This is a genomic window from Chromobacterium sp. CCUG 30098 (genome assembly GCF_059916605.1).
In genome coordinates this window covers 1-18,908 of the sequence record NZ_JAUCGS010000010.1, presented here as the reverse complement: position 1 = coordinate 18,908, position 18,908 = coordinate 1, and the positions used below count along the sequence as shown (strand labels likewise).

Here is an 18,908-nt window from a genome sequence, read left to right as displayed (position 1 = left end):
CCAACAAACCGCACAGGGGACGATATGAAGAAAGCAACACAGGGGGGAGGGGCCGGCCGCGGCGTTTATTCAACGCTGGCCGCGCTGACGGCGCTGGCCTTGACCGGCTGCGCGGTCACGCCCGCGCCGATGAGCTTGAGCGACCGCCAGGCCACGCTGGCGGCGGACCGCCAGGCCATGTTCGGCAGCCAGGAGCCCTTGGCCGGGCCGGTGACCTTGCAAGAGGCGATGGCGCGCGCGCTGAAGTACAACCTGGATTACCGGGTCAAGCTGATGGAAGAGGCGATGGCGCAGCGCCAACTGGACTTGTCCAGCCTGGACATGCTGCCCAAGCTGGCGCTGGCGGCCGGCTACACCGCCCGCAACAAGGACAACGCGTCCTCGTCCCAGAACGTGGCCACCGGCGAACAATCGCTGGTGCCGTCTATCTCCTCGGAGAAGCGCAGCCATACCGCCGACCTTAATCTGAGCTGGAACGTGCTGGACTTCGGCGTCAGCTATTACACCGCCCAACAGCAGTCCGACCGCATGCTGATCCTGCAACAGCGCAAGCGCAAAGTGGCGCAGCAGCTGATGCAGCAAGTGCGCGAAGCCTGGTGGCAGGCGGTGGGCGCGCAGCAGCTGGAAGGCCGCATCGACGCGCTGCTGGCGGAAACCAACCGCGCGCTGGAAGACGCGCGGCAGGTGGAGAAGCAGAAACTGCGCGCGCCGCTGGAGGCGCTGAACTACCGTCGCCAACTGCTGGACGTGATCCGCCAGATGGGCATGATCCGCAACGCGCTGGCCCAGGCCAAGCCCAAGCTGGCCGCCATCATGAACGTGCCGCCCGGCACCGATTTCAAGGTGGCGGTGCCCGCAGGGCTGCCCACCCCGACGCTGGGCCTGAAGCTGGAGCAGATGGAAGAAATGGCCTTGCTGAACCGGCCGGAGCTGAACGAGGCGCGCTACAACGAACGCATCGGCGTCACCGAAACCCGCAAGGCCATCGCCAAGCTGCTGCCGGGCCTGGAATTCAGCATCGGACAGAACTACGACAGCAATAAATTCCTGGTCAACAATTCCTGGAGCGACGCCGGCCTGCGCATCAGCTGGAACCTGCTCAATCTGTTCAGCGCCGGGCCGATCACCAAGGCCGCCGACGCCCAGCTGCAAGTGGCCAAGACTCAGCGCATGGCGCTGAACATGGCGGTGCTGACCCAGGTGCACGTGGCCTACCTCGATCTCAAAGGCCGCTCGCGCCAGTTCGGGCTGGAACAAGAACTCAACGATGTGGAACAGCGCATCTACGTGCAGAACCGCAACGCCACCGACAGCGGCGTGCAAGGCCGCCTGCCGGCGATCCTGGCCGACGCCAACGCGGTGTTCTCCACGCTGAGGCTGTACCAGAGCTACGGCGATCTGCAAAACGCCTACGGCCAGATGGGTTCCAGCCTGGGGATGGACCCGTTGCCGGAAAGCACCGCCAGCTATGATCTGCCGGCTTTGGCCGCCGCCTTCAAGGGCGCGGAAACGCGTTGGCAGGGGCAGGTGGCGGGGAGCAAGCCATGAAGTTGACGGTTCTGAGGGCCGCGGCCTGCCTGCTGGCGGCCGCCTGCGCCCAGGCGGCCACGCCGCCGGCCAAGCCCAAGCCGCCGGCGGCACCGGTGACCAACGCCAGCGACGGCCGCATCCGCGTGCAGCTGATGGCGCGCAACGCCGTCACCCTGTCCGGCGAAGTGGCGGCCAAGATCGCGGCCTTGCCGGTGCCAGAGGGCGCCAGCTTCAGCAAGGGTCAGGCGCTGGTGCAGTTCGACTGCGGCAGCTATCGCGCCCAGCTGCGCAAATCCCAGGCTTCGCTGGAGGCCGCCAGCCAGCTGCTCAAGGTCAACAACCAATTGGCCAAGCTCAATTCCGCCGGCGCGCTGGACGTGGCCCAGGCCCAGGGCAAGGCCAAGGAAGCGGCCGCCGACGCCAGCTATATGCAGACCATAGTCGGCAAATGCGTGATCAGCGCGCCGTTCAACGGCCGCGTGGCGCGCCGCATCGCCGCCGTGCATCAATACGTCAGCCCCGGCAATCCGGTGCTGGACATCGTCGATTCCGGCTCGCTGGAACTGCGCATGCTGGTGCCGTCCAAATGGCTGGCCAAACTCAAGCCCGGCAGCAAGTTCACCGTGGCGGTGGACGAGCTGGGCGCCAGTTTCCCGGCCAGGATAGAACGCCTGGGCGCGCAGATCGATCCGGTCAGCCAGTCCATCCTCGCGGTGGGCGTCATCGAGGGCAACGGCGCCAGCCTGCTGCCGGGGATGAGCGGCTGGGCCAGCTTCAAGTAGGCCGTGCATGGGGCACGCCGATAGAAGCCGGGAACTGGCCGGCCTGCTGCAGCTGCTGCATCGCGGACGCGACGCGGTCAGCGCCGAGCAGCTGGGTTTCATCATCGTCAACGAAAGCCAGCAACTGCTGCCCTACCGCCAGTCGGCGGTCTGGCGCGAGGGCCTGCATCGCCACGTGACGGCGCTGTCCGGCCTGGCCGAGCTGGACCCCACCGCGCCCTATATGCAGTGGCTGTCCCGCCTGTTCCGCCATCTGGCGGAGTCCGGCGGGCCGGAAGTCGGGCAGGACAGCCGCTTGCTCGAGGCCGGCGACCTGCCCGCGGCGCTGGCCGAGGACTGGTCGTCCTGGCTGCCAGCCCACGCGCTGTGGCTGCGCCTGGGCGAGCAGGGCGCCTGGCTGTTGGCGCGGGAACTGCCGTGGAGCGACTACGAGCGCAAGCTGGCGGAAGAGCTGGCCCACGGCTACGGCCACGCGTTGCTGCGCTTCGCGCCCCGGCGCAACTGGCGGGAACTGGCGGGGCAATGGCTGCGGCCCGGCCGCAAGCAGCGGCGGCTGCTCATCGCCGCGCTGTTGCTGGCCTGCATGCCGATACGCCTCAGCGTGCTGGCGCGCGGCGAAGTGGCGCCGCAAAATCCGGTGCTGCTGCGCGCGCCGCTCAGCGGGGTGATAGATCGCATCCAGGTGCAGCCCAATCAGCGCGTCAAGGCCGGCGATCCCTTGTTCGATCTGGACGCCACCTCGCTGGCCGGCCAGTTCGCCATGGCCGCGCGCGAGCGCGACGCCGCGCAGGAAAGCTTCCGCGCCAGCGCCCAGCTGGCGGTCACCGACGACAAGGGCAAGCTGGCCATGGCGCAGGACCGCGCCAAGCTGGAAGAGAAAAGCATCGCGGCCGAATACACCGGACTGGAGCTGCAAAGGCTGCACGTCACCGCGCCCAGCGCCGGCGTGGTGGTGTTTTCCGACCGCAACGACTGGCAGGGCAAGGCGGTGACGGTGGGGGAAAAAGTGATGACGCTGGCCGACCCGGCTCACGTGGAACTGGCCGCCTGGCTGCCGGCGGCGGAAGCCATAGACGTGGCGCCCGGCGGCAAGATCACCCTTTATCCCAACGCTTCGCCCACCGAGTCCTACGACGCGGAAATCCTCCGCGTCGCCTACAAGGCGGAAGCGGTGGAGGGCGGCCTGCTCGCCTATCGGCTGCAAGCCCGCTTCGTCGGCGGCGATAAGCCGCGGCTGGGGCAGATGGGCACCGCCCGCGTCTACGGCGACTGGGTGCCGCTGATCTACTACGCGCTGCGCCGGCCGCTGACCGCCGCGCGGCAATGGCTGGGGTGGTGAGCATGAGATCTCCCGCCTTGCCCGCGCTGCGTCAGGAACTGACGCTGCATCCCGGCCCGGCGCTGGCCGACGGCGCGCCCAGCTGGACCCTGCACGACCCCTGCGCCCACCGCTTCTATCAACTGGGCTGGGCCAGTTTCGAAATCCTGTCGCGCTGGCCGCTGGGCACCGCCGAAGCGGTGCTGCAAGCCGTCAACGCCGAAACCACGCTGCAGTTGGGCGCCGAGGATATCGAGGCTGTGCTGCTCTTCCTGTCCCGCCATCAACTGCTGCAGGCCGCCAGCGCCGAGCAGAACGGTTGGCTGTGGCAGCTGCGCGAGGCCAACCGGCCCAGCCGCGCGATGTGGCTGTTGAAAAACTATCTGTTTTTCCGGGTGCCGCTGCTGCGGCCGGAAGCCCTGCTCAATCGCCTGCTGCCGTGGACCGGCTGGCTGTTCCATCCGCGCTTCTGGCTGGCGATGGGCGCGGTGCTGCTGCTGGCGCTGGCGCTGGTGTCGCGGCGCTGGGACGAGTTCACCCACACCTTCTCCGCCTACGGCGGTGTCAGCGCCGCCATCGGCATCGGCCTGTCGCTGAGTCTGGCCAAAATCCTGCACGAGATGGGCCATGCGCTGACCGCGCGCCATTTCGGTTGCCGGGTGCCGGCGATGGGGGTGGCCTTTCTGGTGATGATGCCGGTGCTCTACACCGACACCAACGACGCCTGGAAGCTGGATTCGCGCCGTCAGCGGCTGCTGATCGGCGGCGCCGGCATGCTGGCGGAACTGGTGCTGGCCGCCTGGGCCACCTTGTTGTGGAGTTTTTTGCCGGACGGGCCGCTGCGCGCCGGGGTCTTTCTGCTGGCCACCACCACCTGGCTGGCGACGCTGGCGATCAACGCCAGCCCCTTCATGCGCTTTGACGGCTATTTCCTGCTGGCGGACTACCTGGGCCTGCCCAATCTGCACAATCGCGCCTTCGCGCTGGCGCGCTGGCGGCTGCGCAAAACGCTGCTGGGCCTGGACGATCCGGTGCCGGAACATTTCCCGGACGCGCGGCGGCGCGGGCTGATCCTGTTCGCCTGGGCCACCTGGCTGTATCGGCTGGTGCTGTTTCTCTCCATCGCCTTCCTGGTCTACCACCTGTTCTTCAAGGCCCTGGGCATTCTGTTGCTGGCGGTGGAGCTGGGCTGGTTCATCGCCCGCCCCGTGGTCGGCGAACTGATGGTGTGGTGGCAGCGCCGCGCGGATCTGCGCTGGGGCCGCGAAACCCGCCGCAGCGCCGCGGCGCTGCTGATCCTGAGTTTGGCGCTGATTCTGCCGTGGCAGCGCGAAGTGGCCAGCCCGGCGGTGTTGGGCGCTTTGCAGTCGCAGGGCCTGTACGCGCCGGCGACGGGCGAGGTGGCGGAAGTTCTGGTGCGCGACGGCCAGCTGGTCAAGGCGGGGCAGATCATGGCCAGACTCAGCTCGCCGATGCTGGAGGCGCAGCTGGCGCTGGCGGACGCCCGTGAGCGCGACCTGGCCTGGCAGACCGCGCAGCAACCGTTCGATCTGGAGCTGCAACAGCGCGGACCGGCCTTGCGCAAGCAATGGCAGGTGGCGCAGGAACAGGTGGCCGCCTTGCGTCAGCAAATGGCCAGGCTCACGCTCGCCGCGCCGTTCGCCGGCCGCGTGGTGGACCTCAGCGACGCGCTGCGCGCCGGCACCGCGCTGGCCGAGGGCGAGCATCTGCTGGACGTGGTGGGGCCGGACGGGGTCAAGGGCGAAGCCTTTGTCGACGAGGCCGCGCTGAGCGGACTCAAGCCCGGCCATGTCGCCCGCTTCGTCGCCGACGGCGGGGAGTTCTGGAGCGTGGAATGCCGGCTGGGCCAGATCGACCGGCTTAATCTGCCGCTGCTGGATCAGGCCTTGTTGGCCTCCACCTACGGCGGCCCCATTCCCACCGAACAGCGCGACCGCGGCCTGGTGCCCTTGGCCGCCACTTTCCGCGTGCGGCTGGAGCGTTGCGAGCGAGGCGCGGCGCCGCTGCGGGAGCTGGCCGGCGTGGCGCGCTTGCGGGGGGAGCGCTACAGCTTGCTGGAACGCGGGTGGCGTCAGTTGTTGGCGGTGTTCCGTCGAGAGGCCGGATTGTAGACGCTGTTCGCGATCCGCTGGGGGCGGATAGCAAGCGGTCTGGAGACGCCTGGAAAGCTCATGCCTTCGGCGTAGACTGAACAGGCCTTAAGACCGGGTTTCGCCTGATTCGCAAGACCTTGCGCGCGCATGCGCGTAGAACGAAACGGGCGCGCCGCCGGCGCGCCCCATAACAGGTTTTGGAAAGGAGCCGTTCGCCATGTCCTCATTCTTGAACACGTCCTCGCTGGCCGAAGGCCTGCATCTGCGCCCGGCGCGACATCACGACGAGGCCTTCATTGCCGGCCTCTACCGCAGCGCCCGCCCGGACCTGCAATTGATAGACGGCGAGGAGGAACTGATCCGCACCGTGCAGGAGCAGCAATACCAGGTGCTGCAACGCGGCGCAGGCGACAACTACCCGGACGCGATGCACTTCGTCATCGAGAAAACCGGGGCCAACGTCGGCGTGGTGATGGTGGACTTCGGCCATAACGAGGTGCGCATCATCTTTCTGGCCATGGTGCCGGAAGCGCGCGGCCTGGGTTACGGCAAGGAGGTGCTGATGGGCTTGCAGCAGGCGGCCTGGCAAGTGCGCGCGCCGCTGGCGGTGGTGGTGTGGCACAGCAATGTGCAGGCGCGCCGGCTTTATCATCAATTGGGATTCGTGCTGGAAGAGGCCGGCGACATGGCGGACAAGCTGGTGTGGCGGCCCGAGCGCCATTCGCCGCAGGGCGAGGCGCGGGCGGGTTTGTAATATTTCGCCGGGCGCGCCGCCCGGCCGGAGTCTTCGTCCTTTTTATCCGTCCGCCGGCCGCCCACGGGCTGTCGGCGGGCCGGCTCAATTGAACGGCAGCTGGAAGTAGGCCAGCGCCGGATCGCGTCCGGCGGGAATCACCCGCCCTATCCACACCAGATCCAGCCGAATGGCGTCGCTGTGCTCGGTGGCGGGCAGCTCCAGCTGGCCCACCGCGTCCGCCAGCTCGGTGGCGCCCTCGGCGGCCAATTCCACCACGAAGGGGGTGCGCCGCGCGGTCTGATGCGGCGATTGCGCCTGCGGCCGCAGCTTGACGGCCTGCACTTGCAGCGCGATATCGGGATGTTGCGGGTTGCGGAAGATGCAGTGCTTGCCGAGCAGATGCATGAAGTCTTCGGCTTGAACGGTGGCGAGCATGGCGATGTCCCCTGAAGGCAACGGCCGCCGCCCCTGCGGCGGAGAGGCGGCCGGAAGCGGCGGTAGGCCGCGTATTGTGATTATGGACGAACCGGATACAGACCGTTGATAGCGATACAGAAATTCAGCGCCAGGAAGGGGTTGAGCACGCTGACCGGAGCGTTGCCGCCGGTCAGATCGGTATTGCCGGTGGCGGACAGGCCTTGCACCGACACGGGGTTGTTCAGCGCGGTGGACCAGATGGTGGCGAGGCCGGTGCCGGCGCCGGAAGCGCCCAGATAGGGGTTGCTGGAGCTGGGCGCGCTGGCCGGGGTGGCCGGCGTCGGCGTGCCGGCGGCGTGGAAGGTCACCGCCATGGAAGTGGCGGTATGGGAGTGCGCCGGCAGGTTGGCCACGCTGAGCGCCACGTTCTGGGTGCCGCCGAACTGTCCGGGGTTGTAGGCCGGCAGATTATAGGCGGGCTGCGCGGGGCCGGTGCCGATGGCCATGCGGCCGGTCAGGTTGGGCAGCTTGAAGTTTTGAGACGCGGTGCCGCCGTAGAGCGTGCCCAGCAGCGAGTACAAGGCTTCGTACTGCGATACCTGATAGGTCTGGCCCTGGCACAGCGCCCAGTCTTGCGGCGCGTAATTGAAGCCGTAGACCGTGATGGTGCCCATGTATGCGTCCATGTATTCCTCCTGCGAGTGAACCGTCTGGCGGCTGCCAGATGGAAAGTCATGTGAAAGAGAGGCAGGCTGCCGCGCTTGGGCGCCGCCTGGACCTGGCGAGGCGTCGCGGCGGCCGGGGGTTTCGAAAGCGCTTGTCCTAGGTGTAGTCCAGCGCTTCGTTAATGCAATACGCATTTGTACTTGTTATTTTTTCCCGTTTCATCTGCTATGGGTGCGTTCAGAGATCATAAAAAATACGATCGGCATGGTCTATTCGCTGCGCTTTAGTGAATGTATTTAATAGATTGCGGTGCCGCGGCATCGCCGCCTAAGATGCCTGCATGCCTGTCTTGATCGCTGTGTTGTGCGGCATCGCCGCGTGCGCCGTCTTGCCGGCCTTGCCCGCCGCGACGGCTTGCCTGGGCCTGGCGGCGGGCGCGGCGGCGCTGGCCGCCTGTCTGCCGTCGCGCGCTCGGCCTTGGGCGGCCCTGGCGCCGGCTTTTCTGCTGGGGCTGGGCTACGCCTCCTGGCGCGCCGACAGCCGAATGGCGCAGCAATTGCCGGCCGATTGGCAGCAACGGCCCATCATCTTCGTCGGCGAGGTGCGGGGCCTGCCGCAGCCCGGCGAGTACGGGACGCGCCTGACCATGGAGGTGGAGCGCACGCTGACGCCGGGCGTGGACTTGCCGCAAACGGTGAGGCTGACGGATTTTCGCCGGCGGGAGTGGCCGACGGGCAGCCGCTGGCGGGCCGAGGCCCGTTTCAAGCGCAGCCGCGGGCCGGCCAATCCCTTCGGTTTCGACGTCGAGCAATGGCAATGGTCGGAAGGCGTGCTGGCCAGCGGCTCGCTGGGCGCGGGCGAGCGTCGCTTGGAGGACGGCCGCGCGCCGCTGGCCTGGGTGGACCGCGCGCGCGCCGCCCTGGTGGCGCGCATCGAGCGGGTGCTGGGCGAGTCGCGCGAAGCGGCGCTGATCGCCGCGTTGACGGTGGGCGCGCAGCAACGCGTGGCGCGAGAGGATTGGCGGCTGTTCGCCGCCACCGGTCTGACGCATCTGATCTCGATCTCCGGCCTGCACATCACCATGCTGGCGGGCCTGGCCGCGGCGGCGCTGGCCTGGCTGGCGCGCAGGTTGCCGGCCTTTGGTCTTCCGCCGCGTTTGCTGATCGCCGGCGGGGCTTTTTTGACGGCGGCGGCCTATGCCTTGCTCGCCGGTTTTTCGGTGCCGACCCAACGCACCTTGTTCATGCTGGGCGTGGGGCTGGCCGCCTTATGCCTGCGGCGCGGCCTGTCGCCTTTCCGCATTTGGTGGCTGGCCCTGGCGGTGGTGTTGCTGATCGATCCTTTCTGCGTGCTGGCGCCCGGGGTCTGGCTGTCCTTCGGCCTGGTGGCGGCCTTGATGGCCAGCGCCATCGCCAGACGCCGCGCGCCGGGCAAGTGGCGGGCCGCCTTGGCCGGGCAGTGGGCGGCGGGCGTGTGCACGCTGGCGCCGCTGGTCTGGTGGTTCGGAGGCATTCCGCTGGTGTCGCCGCTGGCCAACGCGCTGGGCATTCCCTATGTATCGTTGCTGCTGACGCCGCTGGCCCTGGCCGCCGTCTTGCTGCCGCTGGAGTGGCCGCTGCATGGGGCGGCCTGGCTGGCGCGCGGCTTTTACTGGGGCGTGGAGAGGCTGGCGCAAGCGCCGGTCCTGCCCTTGGCCGGAACGCCCTTGCCGTTGTTCTTGTTGGCCTTGCTGGGCTCGGTGTGGCTGATCGCGCCGCGCGGCGTGCCCGGCCGGGGACTGGCGGCCTTGATGCTGCTGCCGATGTTGCTCTACCGGCCCCCGCCGCCGGCTGAGGGCGCGTTCCGCGCCACCATGCTGGACGTGGGCCAGGGTCTGTCGGTGCTGGTGCAGACCCGGAGTCGCGCCCTGTTGTTCGACACCGGCCCAGGCGGGGCCGAGAGAGTGGTGTTGCCGCAGCTGCGCGGCCTGGGGGTGAGGAGGCTGGACGGCCTGATGCTGTCGCATCGCCACGGCGATCACGACGGCGCGGCGGCGGAGCTGGCCGCCGCCATGCCGCCGGGCCGGGTATGGGCGGGGCAGCCGGAATCCTTGCCCGAGTTGGGCTTGAGCGGCGAAGGCTGCCGTCCGGGACAGAGCTGGGCGTGGGACGGGGTGCGTTTTGACGTGCTGGGGCCGTCGGAAAGCGTTCCGGCCAAGGACGCCAATGCGCGCAGCTGCATCTTGCGGGTGGCGGGCGCGAGCCATGCGCTGCTCTTGAGCGGCGATGCGCCTGAGGCGGCGGAGCGGACGCTGGCGGGCCGGTCGGACCTGCGCTTGCGCAGCACGGTGCTGGCCGCCGGCCATCATGGCAGCCGCACCGCCACCGGGGCGGCCTGGCTGGCGGCGGCGCGGCCGGAGGTGGTGTTGATCAGCGCCGGCTATCTGAACCGTTATCGCCATCCGCATCCGTCCGTGCTGAGGCGGGCGGAGGAGGCCGGCGCCGCGGTGCTGCGCACGGATCTGGACGGCGCCTTGACGCTGGAGTTCGGCGAAGGGGTGGAGTGGAGCTGTTGGCGCGACAGTCAGCGCCGTTACTGGCGCGAGCGCGGCGATTGCGGCGAGCCGCCGTGAGCCCGGGCGGGCCGGCTTGGGCGCGAACGGCGCGGCCGCTCCGCCTCAGCGCGGCCTTGAACCGCGTCTTATTCTCCGCTGTTGACGTGGGCGACCACGATATTGCCCCGGCCCTGGTAGTGCAGGCCGTCGAAGGACAGCTTGCGCGCGATCAGGATGCCGCGTCCATGACTGGACATCAGCGAGGCGGGCTCGGCGTTTTGGTAGTGCTCCCAGTCGAAGCCCGCGCCCATATCGCTGATGGTGAAGCGCATCTGTTCCGGTTCGCGGCTGAAGTCCACGCTGATCTGGCGCTGTCCCAGCACCGGGTCTTGCATGCGGCGGGCCAGCTCGGCCTCCCACTGGCCTTCGGCCATATAGTGGCTTTTCTCGTCGAAGCTGATGTCCAGATTGCCGTGCTCGATGGCGTTGACCAGCAGCTCGAACAGACCGGTGGCCACCCGCTCCGGATGGGCGCAGGTTTTGGCCAGCAGGGCGGTGACGGTCTGGGCCTCCTTATGGCTGCGGCAGCTGAAGGTGGCCTTGTTCAGGTGGCGCAGGGCGTCGACGTGAAGATTGGCCAGCTCGCGGAAGTGGGCGTAGCGGTCCCAGTGGCCTATCGCCGCCTCGACGATGGCCAGCAGCATGTCGCGGGAAAACGGCTTGGTCAGATAGTAGAAGGCGCCGGCCGCCAGCCCTTCTTGCACGCTGGAGGCTGCGCCCATGGCGGTTTGCATGATGACCGGCAAAAACTCCAGCCGCGGCTCGCTCTTGATGCGCTTGAGCACATCAAAGCCGCTGATGCCGGGCATCATCTTGTCCAGCAGCACGGTGGAGAAGGTTTCGCCTTCTCGCTGCAGGATGTCCAGCGCGGTCTCTCCGTCCTCGGCCTGGACCACTTCGTGGCCGGCGTCCTGCAGCAGCTCGGCCATCAGCTCCAGATTGAAGGGTTCGTCGTCAACGAGCAGTAGTTTGTGGGGCATGGTTGGGGTCCTCCGTGGCGCCGGCCTGCCCGGTGCGCGGAATGATGAAGGTGAACAGCGCGCCGCGTGTCGGCAAATTGCTGGCAAAGATGCGGCCATGGTGGGCGGAGATGATCTCGCGGCAAATGGCCAGCCCCAGGCCGGTGCCGCCTGCGCCGGTCTTGGTGCTGCTGCTCTGGATGAATTTGTCGAAAATGCTTTCCAGTTCGGACTCCGGCACGCCGGGGCCGGTGTCTTCCACGGTGACGAGGATGTTCTCGCCGTCGGCGTCCTGGCGCAGGCCGGCGTTGACGTAGATCTCGCCGCCGTGCGGACTGAACTTGATGGCGTTGGACAGCAGGTTGCGCATCACTTGGCCGATGCGGAAGGGGTCGATGTCGGCGTGCAGTTGCTCCGACGAGCAGTTCAGATAGATGCGGATGTCGTTGAGCGCGGCCAGCGGCGTCATTTCGTCGCAGATGTCGTGCAGGCATTGGCACAGATTGTTGCGGCTTATGGTGTATTCCATGCGGCCCACTTCCATCTTGGCCAGGTCGAGCAAATCGTTGAGCAGGGTCAGCAGCCGGTTGCCGCTGCTCTGGATGCGGCTGAAGTATTGCGCCATCTTGTCGTCGTGCTGCCCGCGCGAGCGGGCCTGGCCCATTTCGGTGAAGCCCAGGATGGCGTGCAGAGGCGTGCGCAGCTCGTGGGACATATTGGCCAGGAACTCCGTCTTGGCGCGGCTGTTTTCCTCGGCCAGCACCTTGGCGTGGCGCAGGGTTTCCTCCAGCGCGCGCTGGGCGGAAAAGTCCTGGTACAGCCAGATGGTGCCGAGCTTGGGCACTGAGGGGTTGATGGCCTTGCCGTACAGCCGGCACCAGAACAGCTTGCCGGTGCCGGTGCGCAGCCTTTGCTCGGTCTGCACCACCTTGCCGTCGTTGAGCAGGCTGTACAGCGCCTTGCCGGTGCGCTCCCATTGCTCAGGCGACTCAAAGAAGGGCAGGGTGCTGTGGCCGAGGACGACTTCCTCGCGCTGCTCGAACAGATCGAGAAAGGCGCGGTTCACCTGGAGCAGATTGCGGTCCACGATGTAGGCCATCGCCATCGGGCTGGCGTCCAGCAGCGCGGACAGCTGGCGGCTTTGCACTTCCACCTGCTCGGCCAGGCTGTTTTTCAGTTCGATCAGTGCCGCTTCCTGCTCCTTGCGGATGGAGATGTCGCGGCACACCACCACGTAGAACCAGTCGTCCGGCAAGGTGACCCGGCTGAGCGACAACTCCACCGGCAGCATATGCTCGTCGCTGCGGCGCAAGCTGGCCTCGAACGGCCGGCCCTCGTGCTCCTGGGCGATGTGTTCGAAGCTGCGCGCCGGATTGCGGTCGTACAGCTCGTCCAGCAGCTTGCCTATCGGCAGTTGCCGCACCATGTCCGCCGACTGGCCGATCAGCCGCACCGCCGCCGGATTGATCTGCAAGACCAGGCCCTGGTGGTCGATCAGGATGATGGCGTCGGAACTGGCTTGCAGAATGGCGCGCTGGCGCGCCTCGCTCTGCGCCAGCGCCTGCTCGGACATCACTCTGTCGTTGATCTGCTCGCGCAGCGTGCGCGTGTTCATTTCCAATTGCTGCTGGCTGCGCTTGAGCTGATCCTGCATCCGGCGCCGGGATTGGGCCTGCTGTTGCTGGAACCAGAACATCGCCAGCAAAAAACCGGCCGTGGTGGCCAGGATCGCCCAGTGGGTCAGCCGCATGCCGGGATTGGCCACGCCTTGCGGATAGGCGCCGAACAAGATCTCGTTGCCGCCCAGATTGTGGCGAATGGTGTACAAAGGCGGCGTGGAAGGCAGCGGCCGGGTGGGCTGGGAGTCCAGCAGCGGCGCGTCGGGTTGCTCCTGGGTCCAGGCGACGATGCGGACATGGCGCAGCGGGCTGGCGGTGCCGGGTTCGCGCTGGCTGTCCTGGATCAGCTTGTCCTTGCGCAGATTCAGCAGCAGCAGGGTGTTGTCGTCGTTCAGCCGCACGACGATGTCCAGACGGCTGCCGTTGCTGCCGGGCAGCGTGGTCGGCATCAGCACCGGCTGGGTACTGTGGCGCGCCAGGTCCATCTTGCGGCGGGCGTTGCCTACTCCCCCCAGGTCCAGACCTTGCGGCAAGGCGTTGCTGTCGTCCGGCAGGTAGCCGGACACCGGATAGTACAGCGGGCGGCGCGGGCTGGGCGCCAGATGGCGGTCCTGCAATACGCGTATGCTGTTGGCGATGCGGCTCTCGAACGCCTCGCGCTGTTCCGGGCGCACGTATTCGATGATGCCCAGACCGCCGAACGGCGTATCGTCGCGTATGGTGCTGCGCGCGAGCACGGCCAGCGAACGCGGCTGAGGGCTGTTGGCCAGGCTCTGCGCCAGCACGGCGGAGTGATCCAGCATCGCCTGCATCCGCACCCGCAGCAACTCGGCGCTCAATTCGCCCCAGTAATGCTGGCGATCGATGAGCTCGGCGCGTTCATCGTTGATCATCAGCCAGTATTCGGCGGACAGCAGGCCGACGCTCAGCAGGCCGCTGACCAGCAGCGAGCTCAGGCGATTCAAGGGGAGCCGCCTCCGCGCGAGCCGGCGGACGACGGGAGAGGGACGCTAGGCCGGCCGTCCATCCCGCGCCAGCTCCTGGTAAAGCGCTTCGAACTCGCGAGACAGTTTGTGGCGCGGGTCCAGGTACACCATGGGAAGCGCCGCATCGTGTGACTCCCGGATTTTCACGGATGAAGACAGCGGAGAGGACAACACCGGCAGGCCTTCTTGCTTGAGCTCCTCCACCAGGCGCACCGGCAAGCTGGCCCGCGCCTGGAACTGGTTGACCACGATGCCTTCGATGAACAACTCGGGATTGTGGTCGGCGCGGATTTCCTCGGTGTTCACTTTCAGGTTATAGAGGGCCTGGCGGGAAAAGGCATCGCAGTCGAAGGGAATCAGGCAGCGGTCAGCGGCGATCAGCGCCGAGCGGGTGAAGAAGTTCAAGGCCGGCGGAGTGTCGATCCAGATCTCGTCGAACCGGCCGCTCAAGCTGTCCAGCGCTTCCTTGAGTTTGAACATCTTGTAGCGCGCCTCCAGCTTGCCCATCAGCTCGGCAAGGTCCGGGTGCGAAGCCAGCAGACTGAGCCCGGTCAGTGGCGTGGCGCGGACAAAGTCCGCCGGTTCCTTGCTGAACATGGAAATGCTCAGCATCTGCTCGAACAGGCCGGCCAGCGACGGCGCGTCGTCCCGGGCGGCGGAACCCATCAGATAATGGCTGGCGTTGCCCTGCGGATCCAGGTCCACCAACAGCACCCGTTTGCCCTGTTTGGCGGCGACGGCGGCCAGATTGACGGTAATGGTGGACTTGCCCACCCCCCCTTTTTGATTGAAGACCACTCGTCGAATCGCTTGCATGGGCGCTCCAGGCATGGGGCCGGTTGGGCGGCGGGGCCGCTACGCAAAAAACGCCCGCTCGCGTTTTGGCGCGCCGCGGGACGCGGCCGCGAGCGAGCGGGCTGGGCGAAACGGGCTCAGAACCCGGGTTCGCCCTTGCATACCAGCAGCATCTGTTGATAGCTGGCCGAATTCTGCACTACCGGCATAGGTTTTATCTGAGCGTCATTATAGGTGAAGCTGGCGATCTGGCGGCCGTTCTCATCGAACAGCACCATGTCCAGCAGGCGGAAAGTGCGCTGCGAACAGTCTATCTGCCAAGTATTGATCGACACCTTGTGACGCGGCGTGGACAGGAAGTTTTCCTTCTTCAGATTGAAGATGGTCTTGCGGTCGCGAAAGCTGGCCACCTGGCCCTGCTTGCGGACAGACAGCTTGTCCAGCTCGTTCAGGATGTTGCCGTTGGGGGAAACCCCCAGGTTTTGCCAATCGGCGTTGGCCGGACTGGCCCCGGACTGAGCGGGCTTGCCGACGGTCGATGGGCTGGGTGCTTTGCTGGGGGCGCTGGCGCAGCCGCCGATCACTGCGGCCGCCAGCAGGACGGGCCAAATATTACGCATTAATGCCTCCAAGAAATCGTCGGTCAGTGTCGCACAGCCGGGGGAAGGCTCCAAGCGCCGGCGCGCGGAACGGCTTGCGCGGCGGTGGCTAGAGACGGGTGGCGGGCTGCCTTCGACAGTGTGGCGCCGCAAAAAATCCGCAATGCCATATAAGTATTTTTTTGCGAAAAAACGCCAAAAATAAATGGAAAAAAAGGAACTTCGCGAGTGTCCCACAGGTCCATGGTAGTGCGAGAGCATTTTTCCTCTTCGTTTCACATTGTCTCCATCCAACTTTATGGCCGCTGCACTCCAGCGGCCCTTTTTTTGCCCGTGGCTCCCGGGACGGGACGCTGCCGGCCACTTGCCGTACAATAGGCCCCTTCTCGCAAGAAGACGGCTTATGCAGGACGCGCTCTCCCTACTCAATAATATCTTCGGCTATCCCGAATTCCGCGGGCAGCAAGGGGAGATTGTCGATCACGTCGCCCAGGGCGGCCACGCGCTGGTGCTGATGCCCACCGGCGGTGGCAAGAGCCTCTGCTTTCAGATCCCCGCGTTGATGCGGCCGGGCGTCGCCATCGTGGTGTCGCCGCTGATCGCGCTGATGCAGGACCAGGTCGCCACCCTGGTGGAGCAGGGCGTGGCCGCCGCCTGTCTCAATTCCGCCACCCCGCTGGACGAGGCGCGCGACATCGCGCGCCAGGCGCGCGCCGGCTCGCTGGATCTTTTGTACGTGGCGCCGGAGCGCCTGCTGACCCCGCGTTTCCAAGAGTTTGTGTCGCAGCTGAACATCAGCCTGTTCGCCATCGACGAAGCGCATTGCGTCAGCCACTGGGGGCATGATTTCCGCCCGGAATACCAGCAATTGGGCTTTCTGGCCGAGCGCTTCCCGCTAGTGCCGCGTATCGCCCTGACCGCCACCGCCGACGAACAGACCCGCGCCGACATCATCCATTACCTGAAGCTGCAGGACGCGCGCGTCTTCCTGTCCAGCTTCGACCGGCCCAATCTGTTCTACCAAGTGGTGGAAAAGCACAACGCCAAAAAGCAGCTGCTCGACTTCATCCGCAACGAATACCCGGGCAGCGCCGGCATCGTTTACTGCCTGTCGCGCAAGCGCGTGGAAGACACCGCGCAATGGCTGTGCGACAACGGCATCCACGCCTTGCCCTACCACGCCGGCCTCAGTCATCAGCAGCGCGAGGCGAACCAGCGCGAATTCCTGCGCGACGAAGGCGTGGTCATGGTCGCCACCGTCGCCTTCGGCATGGGCATAGACAAGCCGGACGTGCGCTTCGTCGCCCATATCGACATGCCCAAGAGCCCGGAAAACTTTTATCAGGAATCCGGCCGCGCCGGCCGCGACGGCCTGCCCGCCGCCAGCTGGCTGTGCTATGGGCTCAACGACGTGGTGCAACTGCGGCAAATGATAGAAGGCGGGGAAATGGCCGAGCTGCAAAAGCAGGTGGAACTGGGCAAGCTCGAAGCCATGCTGGCCTTCTGCGAAGCCGCCTCCTGCCGCCGCCAGCACATCCTTGCGCATTTCAGCGAACAGAGCCGGCCTTGCGGCCATTGCGACAACTGTCTGCATCCGCCGATCACCTTCGACGCCACCGTGGCGGTGCAAAAGCTGCTGTCCTGCATCTACCGGGTGGAGCAGCGCTTCTCCGCCGGCCACGTGATCGACGTGCTGCTGGGCCGCGCCAATCAAAGCGTCGGTCATTACGGCCATGACAAGCTGTCTACCTTCGGCATCGGCCGCGACTACAACCAACGCGTTTGGCGCTCCATCATCCGCCAACTGGTGGCGCGCAAGCTGCTGCATGTCGACATCGCCCGCGGTCAGTCGCTGGTGTTGAGCGACGAATGCCGGGCCGTGCTCAAAGGCCAGGAAAAAGTCTATCTGCGGCCGCTGGCCGACGATAAGGCGACGCGCAGCAGCGCCAGCGCCGATCGCTGGCTGCGCACCGAGCGCGAAGAGCGGCTGTGGCAGGCGCTGCGCGGCTGGCGCCGGCAAATGGCGGACGAACACAATGTGCCGGCCTACGCGGTGTTCTCCGACCGCACCCTGCGCGACCTGGTGGAAAAGCATCCCAGCTCCCGCGCCGGCTTGGCCAAGGTGTATGGATTGGGCGAACTCAAGCTGGCGCGCTACGGCGAAGCGCTGCTTGAACTGCTGAGCGCGGCGGCGGCCGAAGCGGGTTGATCCGGCCGCTGTTTTTGTTTCCGGTCCGGCGGATCAAATCCGCTACAATCGATGCGAATAATATTGATTGATCTGGAGCGATAGATGGCAGTAAACCTCAAGCCCGTCAGCGGCGAACATCTCTTCCCCATTCCCGGCGTGGAGCTGAGCGTTGCCGCCGCCGGCATCAAGAAAGCCGGCCGCAACGACGTGCTGGTCATCCGTCTGGACAAAGGCAACACGGTTGCCGGCGTGTTCACCCAAAACCGCTTCTGCGCCGCGCCGGTGCAAATCTGCAAAAAGCATCTGGACGCCGGCGTGCAGATCCGCGCGCTGGTCGTCAACACCGGCAACGCCAACGCCGGCACCGGCGAACAAGGGCGCAGCGACGCGCTGCAAGTCTGCCGCAGGCTGGCCGATGAGCTTGGCTGCCAGCCGGAACAGATCCTGCCCTTTTCCACCGGCGTCATCCTGGAGCCGCTGCCGGTGGACAAGATCGCCGCGGCGCTGCCGCATCGGCAAGGCGCGGACTGGGCCGACGCCGCCCGCGCCATCATGACCACGGACACCGCGCCCAAGGCGGTCAGCGCCCGCCTGACGCTGGACGGTCATCCGGTCAACATCACCGGCATCTCCAAGGGTGCCGGCATGATTCATCCCAATATGGCCACCATGCTGGGCTTCATCGCCACCGACGCCGCCGTGACGCGTCCGGTGCTGCGTCAGCTGGTGAAGGAAGTGGCCGATGTTTCCTTCAATTGCATCTCGGTGGACGGCGACACCTCCACCAACGACAGCTTTATCCTGATCTCCACCGGCCAAAGCGGCGCTCCGTTGATCGATTCGCCGCAGCTGGCTGCTTATCAGGCGCTGAAGGCGGAGTTGATTCAAGTCGCCACGGCGCTGGCTCAGGCCATCGTCCGCGACGGCGAGGGCGCCACCAAGTTCATCACCGTCAAAGTTGAGGGCGGCCGCTCCTTCGAAGAGTGCAAGGACGTCGCTTACGCCATCGCGCGTTCCCCGCTGGTGAAAACCGCTTTCTTCGCTTCCGACCCAAACCTGGGGCGCCTGCTGTGCGCCATCGGCTACGCCGGGGTGCAGGACCTGGACGTCGATCGCCTGGAGCTGTATCTGGACGAGGTGCTGGTCGCCGTCAACGGCGGACGCAATCCTCTATATAAAGAAGAAGACGGCCAGCGCGTGATGGCCCAGCCGGAAATCCTGGTGCGGGTGAACCTGGGGCGCGGCGCGGCGGAAGCCACGGTTTGGACCTGCGACTTCTCTTATGACTATGTGAAGATCAATGCGGACTACCGCAGCTGAGCAAGGCGTTTTAGCCGTTTGGGCCGCTCCGTTCGCCGGAATGCCGGCCTCCTGCCCAGAAAAAGCCCCGTCAATCGGGGCTTTTTCGCATCCTGCGCGTTTCCTCCGCGCGGGCTTGTCGGAGCGTTGGAGAGAAATTGTTCAGGCTCGGAATGACAGCTTCTTTACAAATCAAAAGCTTGCCGGCGCTGCTTGCGAAATCTCCGTCTTTTTTCAAAATAGGTGTTGACGGAGCGAGGGCTGTAACGTATATTTCACCTCCTCAGCAGACAACGCAGCGGCG

General features: G+C 66.3%; 14 protein-coding genes. 8 read left to right on the top strand and 6 right to left on the bottom strand.

Going from position 1 to position 18,908, the window contains the following annotated elements:
• The first annotated feature begins 24 nt into the window (after positions 1–24).
• The 5 genes from QUG03_RS19420 to QUG03_RS19400 all read left to right on the top strand — a co-directional run bounded on the left by QUG03_RS19420 (position 25) and on the right by QUG03_RS19400 (position 6,498).
• Positions 25–1,548 (top strand): TolC family protein, encoded by a 1,524-nt coding sequence (locus QUG03_RS19420; RefSeq protein WP_227106330.1) that lies wholly within the window; start codon positions 25–27, stop codon positions 1,546–1,548.
• Positions 1,545–2,312, top strand: coding sequence for an efflux RND transporter periplasmic adaptor subunit (locus QUG03_RS19415; protein ID WP_227106332.1), 768 nt, complete (start codon positions 1,545–1,547; stop codon positions 2,310–2,312). Before QUG03_RS19420 ends, QUG03_RS19415 begins: the two co-directional genes overlap by 4 nt.
• Positions 2,313–2,319: 7 nt before the next feature.
• Positions 2,320–3,651, top strand: coding sequence for an efflux RND transporter periplasmic adaptor subunit (locus QUG03_RS19410; RefSeq protein ID WP_107801164.1), 1,332 nt, complete (start codon positions 2,320–2,322; stop codon positions 3,649–3,651).
• A 2-nt stretch (positions 3,652–3,653) separates the two neighbouring features.
• Positions 3,654–5,762: a site-2 protease family protein gene (locus tag QUG03_RS19405; protein ID WP_235085127.1), complete on the top strand. Its 2,109-nt coding sequence runs from the start codon at positions 3,654–3,656 to the stop codon at positions 5,760–5,762.
• A 199-nt stretch (positions 5,763–5,961) separates the two neighbouring features.
• Positions 5,962–6,498 (top strand): GNAT family N-acetyltransferase, encoded by a 537-nt coding sequence (locus tag QUG03_RS19400; RefSeq protein WP_107801162.1) that lies wholly within the window; start codon positions 5,962–5,964, stop codon positions 6,496–6,498.
• 84 nt (positions 6,499–6,582) lie between these two features.
• Here QUG03_RS19400 and QUG03_RS19395 read toward each other — a convergent pair whose 3' ends face one another.
• Both QUG03_RS19395 and QUG03_RS19390 read right to left on the bottom strand, forming a co-directional pair.
• On the bottom strand, positions 6,583–6,915 hold the full coding sequence (locus tag QUG03_RS19395; RefSeq protein WP_107801161.1) for a hypothetical protein: 333 nt from the start codon (positions 6,913–6,915) through the stop codon (positions 6,583–6,585).
• 80 nt (positions 6,916–6,995) lie between these two features.
• Positions 6,996–7,583, bottom strand: a complete 588-nt coding sequence (locus QUG03_RS19390; RefSeq protein WP_048415544.1) for a phage tail protein — start codon at positions 7,581–7,583, stop codon at positions 6,996–6,998.
• Positions 7,584–7,903: 320 nt separating this feature from the next.
• Here QUG03_RS19390 and QUG03_RS19385 point away from each other — a divergent pair, with 320 nt between their 5' ends.
• Positions 7,904–10,174, top strand: a complete 2,271-nt coding sequence (locus QUG03_RS19385; protein WP_500820713.1) for a DNA internalization-related competence protein ComEC/Rec2 — start codon at positions 7,904–7,906, stop codon at positions 10,172–10,174.
• Positions 10,175–10,242: 68 nt separating this feature from the next.
• Here the strand turns inward: QUG03_RS19385 and QUG03_RS19380 are convergent, their stop codons facing one another.
• The 4 genes from QUG03_RS19380 to QUG03_RS19365 form a co-directional block, all read right to left on the bottom strand.
• Positions 10,243–11,136, bottom strand: a complete 894-nt coding sequence (locus QUG03_RS19380; protein WP_107801159.1) for an ATP-binding response regulator — start codon at positions 11,134–11,136, stop codon at positions 10,243–10,245.
• On the bottom strand, positions 11,111–13,699 hold the full coding sequence (locus tag QUG03_RS19375) for a sensor histidine kinase (protein WP_107801158.1): 2,589 nt from the start codon (positions 13,697–13,699) through the stop codon (positions 11,111–11,113). The genes QUG03_RS19380 and QUG03_RS19375 overlap by 26 nt, the downstream gene beginning before the upstream one ends.
• Before the next feature lie 45 nt (positions 13,700–13,744).
• Complete coding sequence (locus tag QUG03_RS19370; RefSeq protein WP_107801157.1) at positions 13,745–14,536, bottom strand: ParA family protein; 792 nt, start codon at positions 14,534–14,536, stop codon at positions 13,745–13,747.
• Between the two features lie 116 nt (positions 14,537–14,652).
• Positions 14,653–15,135, bottom strand: a complete 483-nt coding sequence (locus QUG03_RS19365) for a surface-adhesin E family protein (RefSeq protein WP_107801156.1) — start codon at positions 15,133–15,135, stop codon at positions 14,653–14,655.
• A gap of 382 nt (positions 15,136–15,517) precedes the next feature.
• Here QUG03_RS19365 and recQ point away from each other — a divergent pair, with 382 nt between their 5' ends.
• Both recQ and argJ read left to right on the top strand, forming a co-directional pair.
• Complete coding sequence (gene recQ / locus QUG03_RS19360) at positions 15,518–17,323, top strand: DNA helicase RecQ (protein ID WP_500820712.1); 1,806 nt, start codon at positions 15,518–15,520, stop codon at positions 17,321–17,323.
• An 84-nt stretch (positions 17,324–17,407) separates the two neighbouring features.
• Positions 17,408–18,625, top strand: coding sequence for a bifunctional glutamate N-acetyltransferase/amino-acid acetyltransferase ArgJ (gene argJ / locus QUG03_RS19355; RefSeq protein ID WP_500820711.1), 1,218 nt, complete (start codon positions 17,408–17,410; stop codon positions 18,623–18,625).
• The last annotated feature ends 283 nt before the right edge of the window (positions 18,626–18,908 follow it).

Excerpts from the sequence above, each read along its gene's own strand:
- QUG03_RS19415 (WP_227106332.1), top strand. The coding sequence starts at position 1,545 with ATGAAGTTGACGGTTCTGAGGGCCGCGGCCTGCCTGCTGGCGGCCGCC.
- QUG03_RS19405 (WP_235085127.1), top strand. The coding sequence starts at position 3,654 with ATGAGATCTCCCGCCTTGCCCGCGCTGCGTCAGGAACTGACGCTGCAT.
- QUG03_RS19395 (WP_107801161.1), bottom strand. The coding sequence starts at position 6,915 with ATGCTCGCCACCGTTCAAGCCGAAGACTTCATGCATCTGCTCGGCAAG.
- QUG03_RS19420 (WP_227106330.1), top strand. The coding sequence starts at position 25 with ATGAAGAAAGCAACACAGGGGGGAGGGGCCGGCCGCGGCGTTTATTCA.
- argJ (WP_500820711.1), top strand. The coding sequence starts at position 17,408 with ATGGCAGTAAACCTCAAGCCCGTCAGCGGCGAACATCTCTTCCCCATT.
- QUG03_RS19410 (WP_107801164.1), top strand. The coding sequence starts at position 2,320 with ATGGGGCACGCCGATAGAAGCCGGGAACTGGCCGGCCTGCTGCAGCTG.
- QUG03_RS19390 (WP_048415544.1), bottom strand. The coding sequence starts at position 7,583 with ATGGACGCATACATGGGCACCATCACGGTCTACGGCTTCAATTACGCG.
- QUG03_RS19365 (WP_107801156.1), bottom strand. The coding sequence starts at position 15,135 with ATGCGTAATATTTGGCCCGTCCTGCTGGCGGCCGCAGTGATCGGCGGC.
- QUG03_RS19385 (WP_500820713.1), top strand. The coding sequence starts at position 7,904 with ATGCCTGTCTTGATCGCTGTGTTGTGCGGCATCGCCGCGTGCGCCGTC.
- recQ (WP_500820712.1), top strand. The coding sequence starts at position 15,518 with ATGCAGGACGCGCTCTCCCTACTCAATAATATCTTCGGCTATCCCGAA.
- QUG03_RS19370 (WP_107801157.1), bottom strand. The coding sequence starts at position 14,536 with ATGCAAGCGATTCGACGAGTGGTCTTCAATCAAAAAGGGGGGGTGGGC.
- QUG03_RS19400 (WP_107801162.1), top strand. The coding sequence starts at position 5,962 with ATGTCCTCATTCTTGAACACGTCCTCGCTGGCCGAAGGCCTGCATCTG.
- QUG03_RS19380 (WP_107801159.1), bottom strand. The coding sequence starts at position 11,136 with ATGCCCCACAAACTACTGCTCGTTGACGACGAACCCTTCAATCTGGAG.